The organism is Massilimicrobiota sp. mt181, assembly GCF_055420065.1.
On the sequence record NZ_JBVAYN010000001.1, the window covers coordinates 110,751 to 133,641 of the forward strand.

The following is a 22,891-nucleotide window of genomic DNA, read 5'->3' on the forward strand; positions in this document are numbered from 1 at the left end:
TTTGTCTTTTTCTATTTCCATTCTTGAAAAAAGAAAGCAAAATTTTGAAAAAACCTATATAATAGATATCAAATATGTGAGGGGTGATCATATGCAATCAAGAATATTATTTTTTGACGTTGATGGTACATTATTGGATGCAACGAGAGGTATTTTTCAAATACCTCAGGGGGCTCTTGATCAATTGAAAAGGATTCAGTCTCAAGGACATAAAATTTTGATATCTAGTGGCAGGCCCAAAGCCATGATGAATCAGAATTTATTAAGTGTTGGTTTTGATGGATATATATTAGCTAATGGAGGATATGTGGAAATTGATGGGCAATCCATTTATGAAGATAGAATGGATTATCAGCTATGTGTCAAAACTGTTCAAATGCTGGAGGAATTACAATGTGACTATATGTTAGAAACAGCCGATGCGATTTATATTGATCCCAGTTATCATGAACTTTATGATTTCTTTTCCAAAGCAGGTATGAAAGAGATGTTCCAGTTGGATTTTGATAAAGATGAAGTCTTAAAAAGAACAATCAAGATAGAAGCTAATGTTTTAAATAAAGATAAGGCGAAGATAGAAAATTATATACAGGATAAATTTGGCAGTGTGATTCATCATGATGAACATGGTAGTGAAAATGCTTTTGAATTCTTTTCACCAACGATTTCTAAAGCTGTGGGTATTCAAAAAGTATTGAATTACTATCATGCAAGTCGTCAACAGACATATGCTTTTGGAGATGGCTTGAATGATTTGGAAATGATTGAATATTGTGAAGTGGGTGTTGCAATGGGAAATGCAGTTGAAACACTAAAACAAAAAGCAGATTTAATTTGTTGTTCTATAGAAAATCAAGGCTTAGAACGTATTTTAAAAATATTATTTCCAGAAGAGGTTTAAACATGGATCAGTTATTATTTAGTTTAAATGCAACAGTTCCTGTATTTTTGATGATGGTTTTAGGAATGGTTTTAAAAAAGTTGGGTTGGATCAGTGAAGCATTTGCCAGCCAATTAAATCGTTTTGTTTTTATGCTTCCTTTACCAGTTCTTTTGTTTCAAGATCTGGCAACAGTTGATTTTTTAAAGGTATGGAATTTTTCTTTTGTCGCTTTTTGTTTTGTTGTGACACTTATCAGTATTTTGATTGCGATAATGATGTCAAAACTTTTAAAAGATAAGAGTATTCAAGGTGAATTTATTCAGGCAACTTATCGTAGTAGTGCTGCACTCCTTGGTGTGGCATTGATTCAGAATATATATGGCAGTTCAACAATGGGACCTTTAATGATTATTGGCAGTGTGCCTTTATATAATATATTTGCAGTCATCATACTGTCTTTCTATCAGCCTCAATCGAAAGGAATGAATCGTGAATTATTAAAACAGACATGTTTAGGAATACTCAAGAATCCGATTATTATTGGAATTGCCGTAGGGATTTTATGGTCTTTATGCTCTTTACCAATGCCAGCTATTCTTTCTAAGAGTGTATCCTATGTTGCTAATATGGCGACACCATTAGGTCTGATAGCTATGGGAGCATCATTTCATTTAGATAAAGCCATCAGTCAAATCAAACCGGCCTGTGCAGCTTCTTTCTTTAAGCTCTTTGGATTTTGTCTCCTGTTTTTACCATTTGCGATTATGTTAGGTTTCCGTCAGGAACAGTTAATTGCTATATTGGTTATGTTAGGTTCTGCGTCAACAGTAACATGTTATGTTATGGCAAAGAATATGGGGCATGTTGGTGTTTTAAGCAGTAATGTTGTCATGTTAACAACGTTACTGAGTGGTTTTTCTTTAACGTTTTGGATATGGGTTTTAAGAATTTTATCTTTTATTTAAAATAGGAATTGTAGTAGAATAAAAAGAGGTGATGTGTCAATGGAATATTTAGATGTTGTTGATGAAAATGGAAATCCAACGGGACAAATTGTTGAAAGAGAATATGCTCATCGTCATGGTATTCGTCATCGTACAAGCCATGTCTGGTTATTAAGAAAAAAACAGGATGTAGAAATTCTTTTACAGAAACGAAGCCTTAATAAAGATTCTTATCCAGGATGTTATGATATTTCAAGTGCTGGACATATCCCAGCAGGAAGTGACTTTGAAACGTCGGCATTACGTGAATTAAAAGAAGAATTAGGGGTTACAGCTACAAAAAGTGAACTGCATTATATTGGCACAAGTTACAGCAATAGTCACAATGTATTTCATGAAAAACCATTTCATAATGTCCAAGTTTCACATGTTTATGTCTTGTGGTATGATGGTGATTTTGTCTTACAAAAAGAAGAAGTGGATGAAGTGAGATGGATGCCACTTACCAAATGCCAACAACTTGTTTTACATAAACAAATTCCTCATTGCATTAAAATAGAAGAATTACAAATGATAGATCATTATTTAAAAGGAGATACACAATGAAAGCATTAGCCAGTGATTTTGATGGAACATTATATTTTGAAGATGGCATTAAAGATAGTGATCAACAAGCCATTATTGATTTTCAAAAAGATCATTTATTTGGATTATGTACAGGTAGACCATTGATTGGTGTACAACATTATCTCAAAGATTGTATTCAACCAGATTTTTATATTGTCAGCAGTGGAGCCTGTATTTTAGATAAAGAATGTCATGTGTTATATGAACAGACAATATCCAAAGATATTATGAAAGCTATTTATCAGCAATATCATAATAAAGCTGAAGTTTCTATTCAGGCAGATTTTCGTATTTATACATTAGTGAAAGATTCAAAAATTCCTATTGCACAAACCTATGTAGAATCTGTTGATTGTATAGGAGATGAACATATTTTTGGACTTTCAATCAATGCTATGAGTGAATCACAGGCTAAACAGTGGACACAAGATTTAAATGAAACATATCCAGATATTATGGCTTTTCAAAACAAAGAATATATAGATATTGTCAAAAGAGGATGTTCTAAAGGAGAAGCTATTAAAAAATTAAAGGAATTGCTGCATTTAGATATGGTATATGGCATCGGTGATTCCTATAATGATATTCCTATGTTAGAAAGCGCTGATTGTTCATTTACATTTCATGAGTCACCACAAATTGTTCAAGAAAAGGCTACGCATATTGTTTCATCTATTAGTGAAGCAATTACAATGATTGAGGATTAATATGTTTTGTCGTATCTATTCCATGTATTTATGTGTACATGATATGGCACGTGCTATATCTTTTTATGAACAGTTTTTACAACAATCAGTCACAATTCGTGATGATATTTATAGCATATTTGATATTGGTGGATTTCGTTTAGGTTTATTTGCTTATCAAAAAGTTAACGAAGAACATATTTTTGGAAGTAATTGTCTGCCAAGTTTTGAATTTGAATCATTGGAAGTTTTAAAAAAACAGATGGAAGGAAAAACAATCTGTTTTCCTTTAACACAGATTAAAGATAACTGGGTAGCTGAAATTATAGACAGTGAGGGAAATCCTATTGAATGTAGCACCCCAGTAATAAGGAGTCTATCATGACAAGAATAGGAACAGGAAAATTAAGACAACAAAATGATCATACGCTTTTAAGGTTGTTGATTGAAAATCCACATATGACTAAAAAAGAATTGGCACAGCTTTCTTCTTTGACGGTTGCGACAGTAGGGACTATTTTGAATGATTTTGTTCATAAAGGTATCGTTCAAGTCAGTGATGAAGTTCATTTAGCAATGGGAAGACCTACACAAAGATTTATGATTCATGAAGATTTTTTTCATATTTTGGCTATTTCTATTCAAAGACGAAATCATCAGGACTATCTTTGTTATGAAATCAAAAATACTTTATCACAAACTCTTCAAAAAGATACAATCAAGCTTGATTCACTCAAACATGATATTATCATTCAAGAGATAGTAGATATATATCATCGAGATCCACATATTCAAATGATGGGAATAGGAGTCCCTGCTATTGTCTCTAATGGTGTACTTATTGAATCTGATATTCCCGAACTCAAAGGCTGGACTCTTAAAGAGCAATTAGAACAGAAAGTATCTTGTTCTATCATGATCAAAAATGATATGAATTATACAGCATATGGTTATTATGCTTCACATCAGCTTCATGAAGATATTTGTTTTTTGACTTATCCATTCAATAGTGGACCAGGATGTGGCAGTATTATCAATGGTCAGTTGCTAGAAGGAAGAAATGAAATTGCAGGAGAAATTCTTTATTTGCCTTTTTTTCATTTTCTCTCACAAAAACAACATATTGATTATTCTGTTGAAAATGTGGCTTTATCACTGTGTTGTCTTGCTTCTATTTTAAATCCTTCTATTGTTGTTTTAACAGGTGAAGCTATTTTGGCGAGTGATATAGAGTCTATTGAGAAAATTTGTCTGGAATATATACCAGAAGCTTTTATGCCGAAAATATATTATCAACACAATTATCATGAATATTATATGCAAGGTATTTATTTGTTAAGTTTAAAGGTTTTATTAGATCAAGTTTAGAAAACTTGATTTTTTTATAAGAAGATGGCATAATATACTTATTAAAAGACTTTTAATAAGTGAGGGTGAAATGATGAAAAAAAGAATTTTGAATGCTGAATTAGCTACTATTGTTGCGAAAATACGTCACGGAGAAATGTTGTTTATTGCGGATGCAGGAAGTGGGACAACAAACAAGTCCTTATATCCATTGAGTGAAGATGTTGAATATCTGGATTTAGGTGTTGTCGCTGGTTCTCCATCTTTTCAGGATGTTATTGAAACATTGGTGGAATGTGGTGATTTTGAAGGGGCTATTGTCACAGAAGATATGCTCCAACAAAATCCTCAAGATTATCATGTTGTTGAAAATCTATTTGATGCCAAAAATATTCATGTGATGCATTATATTCCTGAATATTATCAGATGAGAGATCGCTGTAAAGCTGTTGTACAGACAGGAGATTATGGTATTCATGCACAAGCTATTTTGATAGCAGGTTATCCAAGTGCGGATATTCCAATGGAATGGTTAAAAAATGGTTTAAAAGGAGAGAAGTCATGAGTAGTGAATTAGAAAAAATGGAACGTGGAGAATGGTATGATGCTAATAATGATTCGCAATTATTAGAAATGCGTATCCAAGCAAAAGATTTATGTTTTGATTTGGATCATACAAGACCAGGCGATATTGAAAAAAGAAAAGAGATTATAACACAGTTATTAGGTTACTATCCTGATAATCTAGAAATCGTCAGTCCTTTTATGTGTGATTATGGAAATCGTATTCAGTTAGGTCGAAATGTTTTTATTAATAGTAACTGTTATTTTATGGATGGTGGAAGGATTACAATGGGTGACTATGTTTTTGTGGGGCCTTATTGTGGTTTTTATACAGCTAATCACCCTATAGATTATCAAAAACGTAATCAGGGATTAGAAATTGCATTGCCTATACGTGTAGGAAACAATGTCTGGTTTGGTGCTCATGTTTCTGTCATGCCAGGAGTCACGATTGGTGATGATTGCGTGATTGGAGCGGGTAGTGTCGTGACCAAAGATATACCACCACATAGTCTTGCCTATGGGAATCCATGTCGAGTTGTGAAACAATGGGATGAAAATCAGAAATCTTTCTGATTTTTTTCTTTTTTCTTCATGTATTATTCATATATCTATGATAGTATCATATAGACTATGTTGGAGGGAAATGATGGAAAAGTTAATTTATGATCAATTATGGATATTTTTTGTTTATTCTTTTGCCGGTTGGGTCATAGGAACAATTCTTGCGGCATATCGTCGTAAAAAATTTATTGATGTTGGTTTTTTATATGGACCTTATTGTCCATCTTATGGGATTTGTGGAGTTTTATTTTTTATTTTGTTATATGAACTTCATGATCAGTGGTTTTTTATGTTCTTAGGAGGAGCGATTATTTCTTCCTTTGTTGTATATATGACAGGCTTTTTCTTACAGAAAATCTTTCGCCATAAATGGTGGGATTATTCAAGAAAAAGATTTCAGTTTGGTAGTTATGTACACATGCCTTATACAATTCTTTGGGGTTTGATGGCTATTATTTGTGTTGAATTTATTCAACCAACACTTTTAAATGCCATTCATTTCATTCCTTCATCCATTGGAGAAATACTTCTTATTATCATGAGTGGTATTATGGCAGTGGATTTTGTTGGAACAGTCACAGGTATTTTGAGTACACGTTCACGTGTCAAAAGAGGTGTCATTAAAGGGGTATCAGAAAATATGCAAAGAACAGCTGACCGTTTAGGTATGATGATATCTGAATGGACGCTTAAACATTTTGTGAATGCATTTCCTCATCTCGATAAAAAAGAAATTCTTACTGAAGAAAAAGTTAAAAAATCAACTGTTTTTGCTGAGGGATGTTCTTTTTATAAGTTGTTATGGTTATTTTTGATTGGTTCGTTTTTAGGAGACATCGTTGAAACATTATGGTGTCGTTATACAACAGGTATATGGATGAGTCGTAGCAGTGTTATTTATGGGCCTTTTTCAATTGTTTGGGGAATTGGATGTGCTTTATTAACCTTACTATTATATCAATACCGACATAAAAGCGATCGCTTTATTTTCCTTTTTGGAACAGTTGTAGGTGGAGCCTATGAATATGCATGTAGTGTTTTTACAGAAGTCTTTTTTGGAACAGTTTTTTGGGATTATAGCCATCTTCCTTTTAATTTAGGAGGACGTATTAATTTATTATTCTGTTTCTTCTGGGGCATTGTAGCTGTTATTTGGATTAAGGTCATTTATCCAAAATTATCAGATTTGATTGAGAAAATACCAAAGAAAACAGGGACTATTCTTTCATGGTGTTTTGTTGTTTTTATGTCAGTGAATATTGTTCTATCAGGGCTGGCTATTCAAAGATATTCAGAAAGACAAAAAGGATTCGTCAATGCACAAAATTCTGTTGAAGCTTTTATTGATCAGCATTATCCAAACCAGAGAATGGAACGCATTTATCCTAATGCTAAATTTCCACAGAGAAAATAAAAAAGTGAAAGCAATAGATAATAAATATCTTGACTTTCCCTTCTATAAAAATAAATGATTTTTTAAAAATCATATATGGAGATGTTTTCTATATCATAGGAGAACATCTTTTTTATATGATCAATAATTGACATAACAATTGAACAGCTAAAGGAATGTCTTCAATGGAAAGACCAGAATAGTTGATTACAATGGTATGCGAATCAAAAGAATGATCATAAAATTGTGAAAGCATGCTCATGTTAATTCCTAAATCTTGAGCACGTTTTAAAATCAATTCATCGCTATATGGCAAAGAAAAATGAAGCAGGAAATGTAAACCAGAATTTTCTTCAGTTATTCTAATTTGAGGAAAAAGAGGACTTTGTGAAAGTTGCAGAAGAAATTCGTCACGGATTGATTTGTAATTGTTACGCATACGATTAATATGTTTTTCAAAGTGATGTTTTTGAATAAATTCAGCAAGAATCATTTGTTCAAAACTTGAGACACTGCAAGTATAGAAACCTAATTTCTGTTGAAAGATATGAACAAGGTGAGGTGGTAAAATCATATAGCTGATACGAAATGATGGTGCTAATGTTTTAGAAAATGTATTCATATAAATAACATGCTCATTTTGATCAATTTGAAAAAGTGGAGAAAGTGGTTTTCCTCGCATACGAAATTCACTATCATAATCATCTTCAATAATATAACCATGTGACTCTTCGGCCCATTGAAGTAATTCTAAGCGTCTTCGAATAGGCATGGTTATACCAGTTGGAAAATGGTGTGCAGGAGAGATATGGACAATGCGTGCTTGACTTTTTTTTAAAGCGTACATATCAATCCCTTGCTGGTCTAATGGAATATAATGATATTTCACCTGATTGATATAATAGACTTGTGAAATGCTATGATGACCAGGGTTTTCTAAGCCATAAATCTGCTCTCTTCCCAGTAACTGTATAACTAAATTGTAAAGATATTCGCTCCCAGCACCAATAATCACTTGTTCAGGAGAGACATTCATTCCACAAAAGGCATAGAGATGTGAGCAGATAGCACGTCTTAAAGATTCACAACCTTGATTTGGGGAACGAGAAAGGAGTTCTGGTGATTGAGATGACAGCACCTGACGGGCTATTTTAGACCATGTTGAAAATGGAAAATGTGTGGGAGATATAGAATTTGATTTTAAGTCTATGCGATAGTGAGGTTGTTTTGATTTTGTTATAAGAGAAGGATGATTTTTGATATAATGCGGATAATGCAAATCACTGACAAAGTATCCTTTTCTTTCCTGAGAATAGATAAATCCTTCAATCAAAAGCTGATGATAAGCATTTTCAATAGTAATTAGACTGACATTCTGATTTTTTGCAAAGGCACGTTTGGAAGGTAATTTTTCATGTGGTTTGAGTTTTTGATGAATGATATCATTTTTAATGCATTGATATAAATACTCGTACATGGGCATATTTTGATCTTTGAATGTATAAGTTAACATATTTTTCACTCCTTGAGATTATTATACTCAATCTGGTTATATAAAAAAATACAAAACTGGATATTTTCATATGACCAATAGTATTTTATACTTATAAATCATAAGGAAGGGATTTATATGAATAAGAAAATTTTAAAAATCGTGATAGTGGGGTTGATGGCTGGTCTTTGTTATATATCATTTATGTTTTTACAGGTAAAAATACCAACACCTGGAGGATTTACATCTTTTCATTTAGGAAATACTTTTTGTGTTTTGGCAGCTTTATTATTAGGTGGATTACCAGGAGGTGCTGCGGGTGCGATTGGTATGGGGATAGCTGATTTGATGGATCCTACATATGTTGTCGTTGCACCTAAGACAATGATTTTAAAGTTAGGAATGGGGATTGTAACTGGATATGTTGCTCATCGTATTTTTCATATTCAACATTTAAAAGGAAAAGACTTAATGAAAGCTGTGATTCTTTCAACAACGGCAGGTATGTTATTTAATGTTGTCGGTGAACCTATCTTTTCATATTTTTATACAGCATTTATTTTAGGTGCTCCAGAAAATGCGGCTATGACATTGGCTTCATGGAATGCCATAACAACTTGTGTCAATGCTATTTTAGCCATTATCATTGCTTCAGCTATTTATATGAGTATTGCGCCAAGACTACAGAATAATGGTGTTTTAAAGAAAATTGCTCCAAAGGAATAGTAGAAATCTATTCCTTTTTGTATTATAATAATAACATGATGCCGACATAGCTCTAATCGGTAGAGCAGGCCACTCGTAATGGTCAGGTTGCAGGTTCAAGTCCTGTTGTCGGCACCATTTGAATAGAACGCCTTGGGGCGTTTTTTCTTTTTGATCAATAAAATAGATATTTTCAAGATGATTTAATAAATGTATAATAGGAAAAGATGGGGAGTGAAAATATGATAGTTAGGGAAGAAGCAAAGCGATATGGTTTGATTATACTCGGCGCGTTTTTGTTTGCGTTAGGTGTGAATTTGTTTGTTGTGCCAGTGAATCTATATAGTAATGGTGTTTTGGGGATTGCACAGATTTTAAGAACATTGCTTGATCAGTTATCAGGAGGCTATTTATCTCAATATTTAGATATTTCAGGGGTTATTAATTTTCTTATTAATATTCCTTTGTTTATGTTGGCTTATCGTACAATCTCAAAGAAGTTTTTTGTGAGAACGTTGTTGTCAGTTTTATCACAGACAGTCTTTCTAACTTTCATCATGATTCCAGTATCACCTATTATTGATGATATTTTAACGAATTGTATTATTGGTGGTATGATGACTGGTTTTGGTATGGGATTGACTTTACGTTGTTCTGGCAGTGGTGGAGGTTTGGATATATTAGGTGTTTATTTCACTAAAAAACTTCCTCATTTTTCAGTTGGGAAGCTATCTTTGTTGATTAACTTATGTATTTATGTCATTTGTGCAATTTTATTTCGTTTAGAAATAGCGATTTATTCTGCTATTTATACAGCATGTTTTACTCTGGTTCTTGATAAGACACATTATCAGAATATTAATGTGACATGTATTATTTTTACAAAACACTTAGATATTCAAAATAAGGTTTTATCTGAAATGGGTAGAGGTATGACGTTCTGGCAGGGAAAAGGTGCCTATACAAAAGAGGATACATATGTGATGGTCAGTGTTATTAGTAAATATGAAATTAATCAGCTTAAACACATTATTAAGAGTGTCGATCCACAAGCTTTTACAATCTTTTTTGAAGGTATGTCGGTGGATGGACATTTTGAGAAACGTTTATAAACAGTTTTTTAAAGGGGTGACAGTATGGAAAAGAAGATTATTTTTTTAGATGTAGATGGAACGTTGACATTACCTAGTGGAGACGTTTCGCCAAGAGTTGAAAAGGCTATTCAATTGGTGAGAAAACAGGGACATCTTGTTTTTCTATGTACGGGTCGAAGTTATGCAGGTGCAAGACCGTTATTTTCAATCGGATTTGATGGATTGATTTGTAGTGCAGGAGGATATATTGAAGTTCAAGGCCAAAAGATTTTTGAATCAAGCCTTGATGAAGAGGATATTCAACTTGCGAGAGATGTTTTTGATAGAAATCATGTGCTTTATAATTTGGAAACAAATTATATGACTTTTCAGGATGAAAAGATGAATTATGAATTTGTCAGACATCGTGTTAAGGATGGAGAGAATTTCAACTCAGAGTTACAGAGACTATTAAATGAGCAGAAAGAACATTTTAATATCCATCCATTAAAAGAATATGATGAACATCCCATCCCTGTACAAAAAATATGTTTTGTGACAGAAGATGAAAAAAATCTTGAAGAACCTAAAAAGGTTTTACAAGATAAATTCCATTTTATCATTCATGAAATCTTTTCAAAGGATGTTATCAATGGAGAAATCATTATCAAAGGAACAGATAAAGGAACAGCTGTTGAAAAAGTATGTGAATATCTCGATATGCCTTTATCTCAAACGATTGGCTTTGGTGATAGCATGAATGATTATGAAATGATCAAAACTTGTGAGATTGGTGTGGCTATGGGCAATGCTTCTCAGGAATTGAAAGATCATGCTGATGTTATCTGTGAAAGTGTACAGGATGATGGTATCTATCATGAATTAAAACGTTTAGGATTATTTTAAAAACCATAGATCTTTTTCTATGGTTTTGTTTTTTCTTGTGTTTTATGAATTAATTCATCTATTTCATATCCTTCTGGACTATCTATAAGATGATCTTTTTCCCATTGTTTAATATGATAATCTATATATTTAGAAAATTCATAATAATTCTTCTTTGTATCAAATATTGATATGAGATTGATTGCATCATCAATAGGAATATCTTGATTTTGTAATAAATGAAAAATATCAATAAATTGTGAGAAAGATGACTTTAATATAGTTGTGCTTTCAAATTGATAAGTATTATGCTTTGTTATAATATCTATATTGATTGAATATTTATTTGATAATCCTATTCCTCTTATACCAAATAATCCAATAAATCCATAAGTTATAAAGTTGTCAGAAATTTGATTATATAATCTTGAACATAATCTAAGTTTTATACGAAGAATCTGGTTATAGGGAATGGTTTCGTTGTGTGGTACTATTTTGATACAATCATCTAAAAAGAGAAGGCATGCTTCATTTGTGTTTTGGGATTGATATATAAAATCTAACTTTTTTCTTGAAGTCATGTTTTGAATTAATTGAAGCTGCTGATCAAGTTCTTTCATTTTAGCTTGAATATATTTTTCTTTATTTTTTAGACAATCATAAATAGATAGTTCTCCTGCTAAAATATTTTTAATATCTGCAATTGAAATGTCCATTTTGCGATATTCCTGAATTAACATAATTGTTTCTAAATCTTTTTCACTATAATTTCTATAACCATTATCTTCTTTAATAGGATGAATTAAACCTTCTTTTTCATAATATCTTAAAGCATCACGTGTAATAACTGTTTTCTTTTGAATATCATTTGTTTTCATAAACATTTTCCTTTCCTCATTTGATAAATGTTATTATTGTTTTGTGTGCAATCTTATCTTCTACTTTTAATATAAACTATGGTCTAAGACACAAGTCAATATTTTTATGAAAAAAATCTTTTTTATTCCATATAAAATGAAAAAGTTCCTGAATACAAACTTCTATATAGAACAAAGATGCAGATGTAAAAGAGTATAAAATAATGATATTGACATTCAATTGTATTATGAAGGATTATGTTAGAAAAACAATCATAAAAATGGTTATAAAGTCTTTCGATAATATTTTTATGCTTAGCTTTTCTTTAAAAATGTTTATAACGTTGAAATTTTTCTTCAGGGTTTAAAGAATACCAGAATCATTTGCGTATATATTAGATTTTTTTATAACATAAAAAAACCTACTGACGTAGGCTCTTATAAGATTTTAAAGTATGTTTATGAACATCAAAAGAACTTGCTATTAATAGATATAGAAAACCTGTTTGAACAAAGAAGATTGTATAATCCAATAAGCCATGTATGAAAATCATAACTGTAAAGGAAACAATCAAAGCGACTAAAGTTTTATCAATTTTAAGTTTCCATAAATGATAAAGCTGTTTAATATTAGAATAAATATAAGGTAGAATTGTTAAAATACCAATGATTCCAAAGCATAGCAGTGGATCCAAATAAATGCTATGAGCATGTTCAGTTGGATGTCCATGATATAATGGATAAATATGCATATATGTCATAGGCCCTTCTCCAAATAAAGGATGTGTAATAATATTTTGAATAGCAACATCCCAGATATTAGCACGGGTCATAAAATAATCAATAATATTATCAACACGTGGGAACTTTGAAGGGTTAAACAAGAAATAAATACATATACAAATGACTAATGCTAAAATAGTTCCACATGTTTTATAATGTTTATCAACAATCAGCATAATTAATATACCACCCGCTAAAGCAGGCCATGCTGTACGACATCCTGTTAACAATAAGACAAATAAATTTAATCCAATAACTGCAATATAATATAAAAATTTTTTCCATTCTAATTTTATATTTCGAATTTTTAATATTTTATAAAAAGTCATACAGACAAAGAATTCAATCATCATTGCATAATAATTGGCATTGAAAAAAACAGAATTAATACGATCTTGAGGGCGATTGAAAATAAGGATTTCAAACTGATCAATATCATAGGAATTCAAAACACCAATATATTCAATCAAAGCATATAAAGCTGCAAAAATACTTAAAACAATAATACAATTTGAGATGTATTCAAATAATCGTGAATCAATATGAATACGATAATACAAGACAAAAGATAAGATCACCAAAATCCCAATACTACAAACAAAACCATAATAGTTTTGATAAAACAAGGAAACAATAGCGCTTAATAAACAAAAATAAATAATAAAACGACTTTGAGGAATTTGTTTATAAGCTTCTTGAATTTCACCTTTCCATAATAAACGAAGTGTTAAAAAAATTAAAATTCCTCCACACATATAAAAAGGCAAAAACATTGAAAAGATAGCTACAATGATATACCTTTGATGATGTGTAAAATGTGTTTTTAAATACTGAATCCCAAAAATAAAAAACACCTCCCAAACGTATCTCTATTTTACAACATTTCTAAATTTATGTATACTATAAATAATCAAGATAACAAAAATGTAAGAAATGAGGAAACCATGTACAATTATTTATATATTTATAATTATTCACCCCACGAAAAAGACTTATGTGAAATGGAATTTCGACATATCTTTCATCAAGAAATGACTGATAAGTATTATTTGACAACACAAGATTTTGATTACACCAGAAGTGCTTATATACGTGGAAAGTTAACAATATTTTATCAAAGTTCTTCTTTTTTAGAACTTGTTGATTTTGTAAGACAGCAAGATTATTGCTACTATGATTTTAAGGTGATTTATTTAAAAAATGAAATCACTCATGTTCCTTACCAGGAATCAATTGATAAATGTAAACAGATTGCTTTACCAATTGCTGGTTCTGTTAATATGCATCATCCAAAGACAGTGTTTGCAATAACAAAGTTAAAGGATATATGGTACTTTGGGATTTATGAAAATGATATGTGTTGGAACAAGCACTATGATAAGCCATATTCCTACTCACATTCCTTAGCTTTAAGAGATGCCAGAGCAGTTGTGAATATTGCATTAGGTTTAGGTTTATCTAAACGTATTGTTGATCCCTGCTGTGGGATTGGTACAGTTGTTTTAGAAGGACTGGGCATGGGAACCAATATTGTTGGTTATGATATGAATCGTTATGTGGCCTATCAGGCTCGTTTAAATCTTGAGCATTATGGCTATGATCCACTATTGATTCAAAAGAAAGATATGAAAACAATTGAAGAAAGCTATGATGTTTGTATTTTAGATATTCCTTATGGTGTTTATAGTCCTTTCACACATCAGCAACAAGTGGAACTGCTGGAAAAAACAAGAGAACTTGCTAGTGAACTGGTGCTGGTGTCACATCGTTTAATGGATAAAGAACTGAAAACAGTAGAATATCAAATCAAAGATCAGGCAATGATTCAAAAAGGAAGTTTTCAAAGATATATCACACATTGTGTACAGGAGAAGGAAAAATGAAACATATTTTTATGATGCATGATACAAAAAAACATCATGACTTAGAAGAGATGATTCATGAAGTCATGAAAGATTATCAATATGAAATCATCTATACAACATCTATGCTTGATAGTCAAAAATATATTCGTCAATGTTTCAAACCATCTCGTTTTTATGCAGTTGGAGGAGATGGAACGATCAATGGTTTGTTGCAGGCATTGGTACATAGTGATCATGAGTTGGTTATTTTACCTTATGGAACAGGCAATGATTTTTGTAGAAGCATGACAAAAGAAAAAGACCTTCGCAAATTGCTTATCCAATCATTAAATCAACACAGTCAAAAAGTAGATACGATTCAATTGAATGAATATTATTATTTGAATGCAGCATGTTTTGGTTTGGATAGCGTCATTGCTAATAAAGTTCATGATACACCAGATATTCCTTTTATTCCTGAATCACAAAGTTATCTAATTTCTGTTTTACAGCAGGTTTTTCGTTATCATCAACATGTTGTGAAAGTGATGTCTCAAGGGCAATGCCTTTATCAAGGAAAGGTCACATTATGTACATTCAATAATGCCCAATATTATGGTGGGGGATTCCAGATTGTTCCACAGGCCAATATTCAAGATGGATATTTAGATATCTGTATTGTAGATCCTGTATCTAAAATCAAAATTCCTTATTTAGTGACTTATCTTTTATCACATCAATTGCATAAACGTCATGAAGTTCATTATTATAAAGTCAAAGAAGCGACAGTTTATTGTCAACAAAGCTGTAATATGGATGGCGAAGAGATGAAGGCAGAAGAATATCATTTTCAAGTTGTGCCTCAATCATTAAACTTAATCATCTATGAAAAAAATCAAGCCTAGGCTTGATTTTCATATTCTTCCGCAAAGAAAACTTGGTGCCATAAAGAGAAACAATAAACAGTCCATATTTTTTTATAATAGTCATGTTTATGATTTTTATGGTCTTCTAACATTTCTAATAATTTTTGGTGATCAAATAATTGTTTGATAATAGGTGTCTGTAATCCTTCAGATACTTTTTGATAAAGATCATCTTCACGCATCCATTCACGTAAAGGAACTGGGAAACCTAGTTTCTTTTTCTTATACGCTTCATTAGGAATGACTTTTTTAGCAGCCTGTCTTAATAAGACTTTTGTATTTTCTTTTGTGACTTTTTGGTTATCTTTTAATTGACTGGCAACTTTAAAAACTTCTTTATCAGTAAAAGGAACACGGCTTTCGATAGAGTGAGCCATTGTCATCTTATCACCTTTTTGAAGGATATCTTTGATAAACCATGTCTGTAAATCAAAAGCTTGACGTTTTTGAATGTTTGTTGCATTCTTCACATGATCAAAGACATTTCCAACAATATCTTTATGACTATGTAAATGACTTGTATCTTTTAATAAATGTTTACAGTCATTATCAGAGAAGACAGGGTTCACCCCAACATAATAATCTTCAATACGTTCACCATTTCTAATCAGGAATGGAACACCTTTAAAAGTAGGAAGGTGTTTACAGATAGAGGCAATCAAGTGTCTTAGGGCAAATGGCAGTTTTCCATAGAAACCACTATCGATATCACCACGATAAGTATTATAACCACCAAAGAATTCATCAGCACCTTCACCTGATAACACAACTTTCACATCCTGACTGGCAAGCTGACTGACAAAATATAAAGCGACAGCTGCTGGATCAGCAGTTGGTTCATCCAAATGATACATAATCTTTGGTAAAACTTCTAAATATTCTTCTTTGGTAATAATCTTACTTTTGTTTTCAATACCTAATTGTTGTGTTAAGTCTTTAGCATAATTGATTTCATTATATCTTTCATCATTATATCCAACCGTATATGTATGTTGTGGTCTGGCAAGAGAAACAAGATATGAAGAATCAATACCACTACTTAAGAATGATCCAACTTCTACATCAGCAATCAAATGGTGTTGAATAGAATCTTTCATAATCTGATCAATGGCTTGAATCATTTCCTGATCAGTTTTATATTGATCCTTGAATTCAATGTTGTAATAACGTTGGATTTGGATTTTCTGATCTTTATAGATTAAATAATGACCAGGTAATAATTGTTTGACATTTTTAAAGAATGTATCTTCTCCAGCGACATAATTCATCTTTAAATAAATATCTAAAACATCAGTGTTTAATTCCTTTTGAAAATCGGGATGATCAAGAAAACCTTTGATTTCACTGGCAAATAAGAAGTGTTCAGGATTATTATAGTAATAAAAAGGTTTAATACCATAATGATCTCTAGCACAGAATAATTCATGTGTTTTTGTATCATATAAAGCAAAAGCAAACATTCCTCTTAAATAATTCACAACTTCATAATGATATTCTTTAAAACCATGTAAGATGACTTCAGTATCACTATGTGTTTGAAAAACATGTCCTTTTGCTTCTAAATCTTTTTTTAATTCCAAATAATTATATATTTCACCATTAAAAACAATCACCAGATGATCAGAGTGCATTGGTTGCTGACCACCAGCTAAATCTATAATAGATAAACGACGATGACCTAAAGCTACATATTCATCAATGAACTGACCTTCACCATCAGGACCTCTATGAGCAATACGATCCATCATCTTTTTTAATATTTCACTAGCATTTTTATGAGTTGGTGCGAATCCAACAATTCCACACATTTTAATCACTTCCTTCGTGAATGCATTATATCATGCTTTTTATCATAAAAAAATAAAAAAGTATAGAAAAAGAGGAGTTAATCCTCTTTGATATCTACATATAATTCCACATAACCACATGACTTACATAATGCAGCTTTTAATGAATGTTCTTTCTTTTTTAAATTTTCATTCTTTTCAATAATCACAAAATCACTGATTGGTTGTGCTGTATCCTTGATATAGCAATCTTCTTTCATTTCACTATGACATCTTGGACATTTTCTCATGTATACCACCTCTCTCTTTATTATAGCGAATTTTAAATGGAAAACAAAGAGAAAACGAAGAGAATAAAAAGTTTTTAAAAAACGATTTTATAAGAAAACCATTATTTCCCATTTTTTTCAGTAAAATATATGTTATAATATGTCGAGGAGCGTGATAAGATGATAAAACTTGAAAATGTAACCAAAGTTTATAAAACCGGCGTAAGAGCTGTTAATAATATGAATATAGATATTGGAGAAGGAGAATTTGTTTATGTCATAGGACCTACAGGCGCAGGGAAATCAACTTTTATTAAGTTGTTATACCGTGAAGAAAAAGCAAGCTCTGGAAAAGTGATTGTGGCAGGACAGGATGTTTCAAAAATCAAAAACAGAAAAGTTCCCTATTTTAGAAGAAATATTGGTGTTGTTTTCCAAAACTTTAGATTGTTACCAAAGAAAACAGTTTTTGAAAATGTCGCTTTTACATTAGAAGTTACTGATACACCGAAAGTACAGATTCGTAAAAAAGTTAGAAGAACTCTGGAACTTGTTGGTCTGGAAGATAAAGCCAATGCTTTCCCACATGAATTGTCAGGTGGTCAACAGCAGCGTGTTGCGATTGCCAGAGCCATTGTCAATAGTCCTAAAGTTTTGATTGCAGATGAACCAACAGGAAATCTTGATCCTGATACTTCTAATGAAATCATTGCTTTACTAGAAAGAATTAATGAAGTCAATCATACAACGATTCTGGTTGTTACTCATGATAAAGAAATTGTACAGAAACATAAGAAAAGAACAATCTTGATTGAAGATGGTTGTATCAAAACGGACACAAGTGTAGGAGGTTATGTTGATGGAATTCATTAGTTGTATAAGAAACTTACCGAAACATTGTAAAACAGCTTTTCAGAATATCTGGCGAAATGGGGTTATGTCCGTTTCTTCTATTTTTGCTGTAACGATTACTTTATTGTTGATTTCAGTGATTGGAGTTATTGCAATTAATATTCAGGATATGACATATAGTATTGAAGATAGTTTGACAATTTATGTTCAAATGGATCGTGAAATCAGTGATGAAGAAGCTCAAAAACTCTTGCCTGAAATTGAAGCGATTGATGGTGTCAAGACAGCGACTTTTTCATCAAAAGAAGAAGAATTAGATAAACTGATTGAAATGCAGGATGAAGATGGTAAAGCTTTATTTGAAAGTTATCGTGAAAACAATCCTTTAGGTGCTGCTTATGTTGTAGAAGTGAACGATGCACAACAGATTGATGCTGTTACTGAACAAATCAGTACACTAGATCATGTCAATCAGGCAACATCTGGTGGAGAATCTACACATGCCTTGGTGAATAGTTTAGAAACGATTCGAAATGGCGGTGCTATATTTGTTGTTGGATTAACGATTATTGCTTTATTTATGATTGCGAATACTATTAAAATGACAATTACTTCTCGTCAAACAGAAATCGGTATTATGCGTATGGTTGGAGCTAGTAACTGGTATATCCGTTTACCATATATGTTAGAAGGTATTTTCATTGGACTTTTAGGATCTCTTATTCCTATTTTGGTTATCTACTTTGGATATACTTGGCTTTATAGTGGAGCAGTAGATTTATTGCCTGGCATGTTATCATTACGTGAACCATTCCCATTTATTTGGCAATGTTCAGGAATTATGGTTGCCTTAGGATGTGGTGTTGGATTGATTGGAAGTTTTGTTTCAGTTAGAAAATTTTTGAAATTTTAAGAGCTTTGGGATTTTTCCTAAGGCTTTTTTTGGAGGGTCAAATGAAGAAACTTATCATGATTGGTGGAACGATGGGCGTTGGGAAAACAACTATGAGTTCCCTTCTTAAAAAAGAATTGAATGAAAGTGTGATGCTGGATGGAGACTGGTGTTGGGATATGCATCCATTTGTTGTTAATGAGGAAACAAAAACAATGGTGATGAATCATATTGTTTATCAGCTGCAATCTTTTTTGAATTGTTCAGTGATTCAAAATGTGATTTTCTGCTGGGTGATGCATGAACAGTCCATTATTGATGAAATCTGTTCTCGCTTAGACCTTCAGGATTGTCAGGTATATCCCATTTCTCTGATTTGTGATGAGAAAACGTTGAAAGAGCATTTGGAAAAAGATATTGCTTTAGGGTTGAGAGATGAAAGTGTTATAGAAAGAAGTATGGAACGTATGCAACATTATCATCAGCTGATGACACATCACATTGATATTTCTCATAAAAGTCAAAAAGAAATTATTCAGGAGATTATTCAATATATTCAATCATAACATACGTTTGACTTCATTATTTATTTTCCTTATAATAAGGATTATAAAAAAGGCAGGGACATATGATGTTTACAAAAAAAGAAATTTTTAGCATTCCAAATATATTATGTTATTTTCGAATAATATTAGTACCAGTATTTTTATATACATATTTTAACGCAGAAACACAACAGGGTCATATGGCAGCAGCAGGGATATTGATTCTTTCCAGTTTAAGTGATTTCTTTGATGGATTGATTGCCAGAAAATGTCATATGATTACCGAACTTGGAAAACTGATTGATCCTGTGGCTGATAAGTTAACACAATTTGTGGTGGCCTGTACATTGATGTATACTTATCGACCATATATTTGGCTGGTCATTATCATTTTATTAAAAGATGGTATGCTGTTGTTTGGTGGATATTATGTTTATCATAAAACAGGGAAACATTTAGCTCAGGCTGAAATGCCTGGTAAGATTGCGACAGCAGTATTTTTTGTCGTTTCTATTTTGCTGGTGGCTTTCTATATTCCTCATACAATGATTTCATCAATTTTCATTTATTCAACTTTGGTTTTAATGATTATTGCGATGATTTATTATGGTCGAGGATTATATTGTTTATATCATGAAGATGAGTCAGTGTAAGCTGACTTTTTTTGTACAAAGATATGGATTTCATGTATAATGAAATTAAGGTGAGATATTATGGGAAGCAAGAGAGATTTAAAGCGTTTATGTTATTTAGAAGCATTGGAGGATAATGTTGTTGGAGTTGAAATGATTTTAAATCGTTTTAATCAAATTGAGAATCAAAAAGGAGTCTTTGATTCTTATATTCTGACACATGATCGCACGAAAGCAACCTTGGATTTAGAATTGTCATTGGCGACATTATGTATATTATTAAGGAAGATGTCTGAGAATTTAATGATTGTGACACCCTCAGAGCTACGTAAAGATATGAATAGCATTATTCATTCTAATCGTTTTGAATTTAATCGTTTTGAAGTCATTGTTTATTCACAAAAAGGAAGAGAACCGATTGATTTAAAAGGCTTATTGCGTTTTTGTCATTCTATTCTTGATAGTGACAAAGTTCGTAAATAGGGGATGTTAGAATATTCATGGTGATAAACATGGATATAAAAAGGAATATAGGCATTATTCTGATGATGTTGGGAGTCTTGTTGACAATTAATCAAAATGGACAGCAAAATGAGTTTTTAAAACAGATTGAAACAAGCATCAGAGCCTACTGGCCATTAATCATTAGCTTTGTCGGGATTTATCTGATTTCAATGCCAAGAAAAAGAAAGTAGAAATAGCTTATAAAATGTATTTATAACTTTATTTTTTATGATAAATTTTGTATAATGAACGCGTATGGAGGTATAGAGAAAATGAAAAAGAGACCTATAGTTTTATGTATTTTAGATGGGTATGGTTTAACAGATCGTGTTGATGGAAATGCTGTTAAATTAGCAAATACACCTAATTTAGATGATTTGATGGCTATGTATCCAACAACAACTTTAAAAGCTTGTGGAAATGCTGTTGGATTACCTGAAGGACAAATGGGAAATAGTGAAGTTGGACATTTAAATATTGGTGCTGGAAGAATTGTTTATCAATCATTAACATTAATTAATAAAGCTGTTGAAGATGGAACTTTCTTTACCAATGAAGCTTTCTTAAAAGCTATTCAACATGCTAAAGATCATAATTCAAAATTACATATTTGGGGATTGTTATCAAATGGTGGGGTACACTCTTCAAATGAACATATTTACGCATTATTAAAACTTGCTAAAGATCAGGGATTAGAAAAAGTTTACGTTCATGCTTTCTTAGATGGTAGAGATGTGGCACCTGATAGTGGAGCAGATTTTGTAAAAGAATTACAAGATCAGATGAATGAAATCGGTGTTGGACAGATTGCTTCTATTTCTGGTAGATATTATGCTATGGACAGAGATAAGAGAATGGATCGTATTGAGTTAGCTTATAATGCATTAATTGGAAAATCTGGTGAAACATATAGTGATCCAGTTCAATATGTCAAAGATTCATATGCGAAAGAAGTATATGATGAATTCGTCATTCCTGGATATAATCCAGATACAAATGGAGCAATCGAAGATAATGATGCGATTATCTTTGCAAACTTTAGACCAGATAGAGCAATTCAAATGTCTAATGTTTTCACTGCTGATGTTTATGATGATTTCAAACCAGCTGATAAACCAAAAAATATTCACTTTGTTTGTATGATGAGATATGCTGATACTGTTAATGGAGATATCGCATTTCATTCATTAGATTTATCTAATACTTTAGGTGATTATTTATCAGCTCAAGGATTAAAACAATTAAGAATTGCTGAAACTGAAAAATATGCTCACGTTACATTCTTTATGGATGGTGGTGTTGATAAAGAAATTGAAGGAGCAACTCGTGTTTTAATTAATTCACCAAAAGTTGCAACTTACGATTTACAACCAGAAATGAGTGCATATGAAGTGAAAGATGCATTGATTGCTGAATTAGATAAAGATATTTATGATGTTGTAATTGTCAACTTTGCAAACTGTGATATGGTTGGACATACTGGAATTATTCCAGCAGCTATCAAAGCAGTCAGTGTTGTTGATGAATGTGTTGGTGAAGTTTATGAAAAAGTTCTTGAACTTGGTGGGACAATGTTAATCACTGCTGACCATGGAAACAGTGAAAAATTATTGGATGAAGATGGAAATCCATTTACAGCACATACAACAAATCCTGTACCTTTAATTCTTACAAATACACATTTAGAATTAAAAGAAGGTGGAAAATTAGGAGATTTAGCTCCAACAATCTTACAATTATTAGGATTACCAATTCCTAAAGAAATGACAGGAGAAAGTCTTTTAAAATAATAATTATATGAAGAAAGTAACATTTTGTTGCTTTCTTTTCTTTTATG

The 22,891-nt window shown here is 31.6% G+C and carries 26 protein-coding genes and 1 tRNA gene; 22 read left to right on the forward strand and 5 right to left on the reverse strand.

Annotated features, from left to right (window positions below; translation table 11 throughout):
* Positions 1–91: 91 nt before the first annotated feature.
* The 9 genes from ACZYT4_RS00525 to ACZYT4_RS00565 all read left to right on the forward strand — a co-directional run bounded on the left by ACZYT4_RS00525 (position 92) and on the right by ACZYT4_RS00565 (position 7,029).
* Entirely contained in the window at positions 92–901 is an 810-nt protein-coding gene (locus ACZYT4_RS00525) for an HAD family hydrolase (protein ID WP_463781657.1), read from the forward strand.
* A gap of 2 nt (positions 902–903) precedes the next feature.
* A complete protein-coding gene (locus ACZYT4_RS00530) occupies positions 904–1,848 on the forward strand; it encodes an AEC family transporter (protein ID WP_463781658.1) in 945 nt (314 codons plus the stop codon).
* Between the two features lie 39 nt (positions 1,849–1,887).
* A complete protein-coding gene (locus ACZYT4_RS00535; RefSeq protein WP_463781659.1) occupies positions 1,888–2,433 on the forward strand; it encodes an NUDIX hydrolase in 546 nt (181 codons plus the stop codon).
* Positions 2,430–3,161 (forward strand): HAD-IIB family hydrolase, encoded by a 732-nt coding sequence (locus tag ACZYT4_RS00540; RefSeq protein WP_463781660.1) that lies wholly within the window; start codon positions 2,430–2,432, stop codon positions 3,159–3,161. Before ACZYT4_RS00535 ends, ACZYT4_RS00540 begins: the two co-directional genes overlap by 4 nt.
* Before the next feature lies 1 nt (position 3,162).
* Entirely contained in the window at positions 3,163–3,525 is a 363-nt protein-coding gene (locus ACZYT4_RS00545) for a VOC family protein (RefSeq protein WP_463781661.1), read from the forward strand.
* Positions 3,522–4,508, forward strand: coding sequence for an ROK family transcriptional regulator (locus ACZYT4_RS00550; protein ID WP_463781662.1), 987 nt, complete (start codon positions 3,522–3,524; stop codon positions 4,506–4,508). Before ACZYT4_RS00545 ends, ACZYT4_RS00550 begins: the two co-directional genes overlap by 4 nt.
* Positions 4,509–4,581: 73 nt before the next feature.
* Positions 4,582–5,052, forward strand: coding sequence for an RbsD/FucU domain-containing protein (locus tag ACZYT4_RS00555; RefSeq protein WP_463781664.1), 471 nt, complete (start codon positions 4,582–4,584; stop codon positions 5,050–5,052).
* Complete coding sequence (locus ACZYT4_RS00560; protein ID WP_463781665.1) at positions 5,049–5,627, forward strand: sugar O-acetyltransferase; 579 nt, start codon at positions 5,049–5,051, stop codon at positions 5,625–5,627. The genes ACZYT4_RS00555 and ACZYT4_RS00560 overlap by 4 nt, the downstream gene beginning before the upstream one ends.
* 73 nt (positions 5,628–5,700) lie before the next feature.
* Positions 5,701–7,029 carry a putative ABC transporter permease gene (locus ACZYT4_RS00565; RefSeq protein ID WP_463781666.1) on the forward strand — a complete coding sequence of 443 codons (1,329 nt, stop codon included), beginning with the start codon at positions 5,701–5,703 and terminating at the stop codon, positions 7,027–7,029.
* Positions 7,030–7,141: 112 nt separating this feature from the next.
* On the opposite strand, the gene pdxR is transcribed toward ACZYT4_RS00565, so the two are convergent.
* Positions 7,142–8,521 (reverse strand): MocR-like pyridoxine biosynthesis transcription factor PdxR, encoded by a 1,380-nt coding sequence (gene pdxR / locus ACZYT4_RS00570; RefSeq protein ID WP_463781667.1) that lies wholly within the window; start codon positions 8,519–8,521, stop codon positions 7,142–7,144.
* Between the two features lie 117 nt (positions 8,522–8,638).
* On the opposite strand from pdxR, the gene ACZYT4_RS00575 reads away from it, so the two are divergent.
* The 4 genes from ACZYT4_RS00575 to ACZYT4_RS00590 all read left to right on the forward strand — a co-directional run bounded on the left by ACZYT4_RS00575 (position 8,639) and on the right by ACZYT4_RS00590 (position 11,184).
* The gene (locus tag ACZYT4_RS00575; protein WP_463781668.1) at positions 8,639–9,226 is read left to right on the forward strand and encodes an ECF transporter S component; all 588 of its coding nucleotides are present in this window, start codon (positions 8,639–8,641) and stop codon (positions 9,224–9,226) included.
* A gap of 40 nt (positions 9,227–9,266) precedes the next feature.
* A tRNA-Thr gene (locus tag ACZYT4_RS00580) sits at positions 9,267–9,343 on the forward strand.
* 104 nt (positions 9,344–9,447) lie between these two features.
* Positions 9,448–10,317, forward strand: coding sequence for a YitT family protein (locus tag ACZYT4_RS00585; protein WP_463781669.1), 870 nt, complete (start codon positions 9,448–9,450; stop codon positions 10,315–10,317).
* A 24-nt stretch (positions 10,318–10,341) separates the two neighbouring features.
* Positions 10,342–11,184: an HAD family hydrolase gene (locus ACZYT4_RS00590; RefSeq protein ID WP_463781670.1), complete on the forward strand. Its 843-nt coding sequence runs from the start codon at positions 10,342–10,344 to the stop codon at positions 11,182–11,184.
* A 17-nt stretch (positions 11,185–11,201) separates the two neighbouring features.
* Here ACZYT4_RS00590 and ACZYT4_RS00595 read toward each other — a convergent pair whose 3' ends face one another.
* The gene (locus ACZYT4_RS00595; protein ID WP_463781671.1) at positions 11,202–12,041 is read right to left on the reverse strand and encodes a MerR family transcriptional regulator; all 840 of its coding nucleotides are present in this window, start codon (positions 12,039–12,041) and stop codon (positions 11,202–11,204) included.
* Between the two features lie 401 nt (positions 12,042–12,442).
* Positions 12,443–13,657, reverse strand: a complete 1,215-nt coding sequence (locus ACZYT4_RS00600) for an O-antigen ligase family protein (protein ID WP_463781672.1) — start codon at positions 13,655–13,657, stop codon at positions 12,443–12,445.
* A 90-nt stretch (positions 13,658–13,747) separates the two neighbouring features.
* Between ACZYT4_RS00600 and ACZYT4_RS00605 the strand changes: the two genes are divergently transcribed.
* Both ACZYT4_RS00605 and ACZYT4_RS00610 read left to right on the forward strand, forming a co-directional pair.
* On the forward strand, positions 13,748–14,686 hold the full coding sequence (locus ACZYT4_RS00605; protein ID WP_463781673.1) for a TRM11 family SAM-dependent methyltransferase: 939 nt from the start codon (positions 13,748–13,750) through the stop codon (positions 14,684–14,686).
* On the forward strand, positions 14,683–15,552 hold the full coding sequence (locus tag ACZYT4_RS00610; RefSeq protein WP_463781674.1) for a diacylglycerol/lipid kinase family protein: 870 nt from the start codon (positions 14,683–14,685) through the stop codon (positions 15,550–15,552). Before ACZYT4_RS00605 ends, ACZYT4_RS00610 begins: the two co-directional genes overlap by 4 nt.
* Here ACZYT4_RS00610 and asnB read toward each other — a convergent pair.
* Together asnB and ACZYT4_RS00620 are read right to left on the reverse strand one after the other, a co-directional pair.
* Positions 15,549–17,381 (reverse strand): asparagine synthase (glutamine-hydrolyzing), encoded by a 1,833-nt coding sequence (asnB, locus tag ACZYT4_RS00615; RefSeq protein ID WP_463781675.1) that lies wholly within the window; start codon positions 17,379–17,381, stop codon positions 15,549–15,551. The genes ACZYT4_RS00610 and asnB overlap by 4 nt on opposite strands.
* A 77-nt stretch (positions 17,382–17,458) precedes the next feature.
* Positions 17,459–17,650 carry a hypothetical protein gene (locus ACZYT4_RS00620; protein WP_463781676.1) on the reverse strand — a complete coding sequence of 64 codons (192 nt, stop codon included), beginning with the start codon at positions 17,648–17,650 and terminating at the stop codon, positions 17,459–17,461.
* 159 nt (positions 17,651–17,809) lie between these two features.
* Here ACZYT4_RS00620 and ftsE point away from each other — a divergent pair, with 159 nt between their 5' ends.
* The 7 genes from ftsE to gpmI all read left to right on the forward strand — a co-directional run bounded on the left by ftsE (position 17,810) and on the right by gpmI (position 22,844).
* Complete coding sequence (gene ftsE, locus ACZYT4_RS00625) at positions 17,810–18,502, forward strand: cell division ATP-binding protein FtsE (RefSeq protein WP_463781677.1); 693 nt, start codon at positions 17,810–17,812, stop codon at positions 18,500–18,502.
* Complete coding sequence (ftsX, locus tag ACZYT4_RS00630; protein ID WP_463781678.1) at positions 18,489–19,394, forward strand: permease-like cell division protein FtsX; 906 nt, start codon at positions 18,489–18,491, stop codon at positions 19,392–19,394. Before ftsE ends, ftsX begins: the two co-directional genes overlap by 14 nt.
* A gap of 41 nt (positions 19,395–19,435) precedes the next feature.
* Positions 19,436–19,939: an AAA family ATPase gene (locus tag ACZYT4_RS00635; protein ID WP_463781679.1), complete on the forward strand. Its 504-nt coding sequence runs from the start codon at positions 19,436–19,438 to the stop codon at positions 19,937–19,939.
* A 65-nt stretch (positions 19,940–20,004) separates the two neighbouring features.
* Positions 20,005–20,571, forward strand: a complete 567-nt coding sequence (locus ACZYT4_RS00640; RefSeq protein ID WP_463781680.1) for a CDP-alcohol phosphatidyltransferase family protein — start codon at positions 20,005–20,007, stop codon at positions 20,569–20,571.
* A 60-nt stretch (positions 20,572–20,631) separates the two neighbouring features.
* Complete coding sequence (locus ACZYT4_RS00645; protein ID WP_463781681.1) at positions 20,632–21,033, forward strand: hypothetical protein; 402 nt, start codon at positions 20,632–20,634, stop codon at positions 21,031–21,033.
* Between the two features lie 29 nt (positions 21,034–21,062).
* The gene (locus ACZYT4_RS00650) at positions 21,063–21,245 is read left to right on the forward strand and encodes a hypothetical protein (protein WP_463781682.1); all 183 of its coding nucleotides are present in this window, start codon (positions 21,063–21,065) and stop codon (positions 21,243–21,245) included.
* A gap of 81 nt (positions 21,246–21,326) precedes the next feature.
* A complete protein-coding gene (gene gpmI / locus ACZYT4_RS00655; RefSeq protein ID WP_463781683.1) occupies positions 21,327–22,844 on the forward strand; it encodes a 2,3-bisphosphoglycerate-independent phosphoglycerate mutase in 1,518 nt (505 codons plus the stop codon).
* Positions 22,845–22,891: the final 47 nt, after the last annotated feature.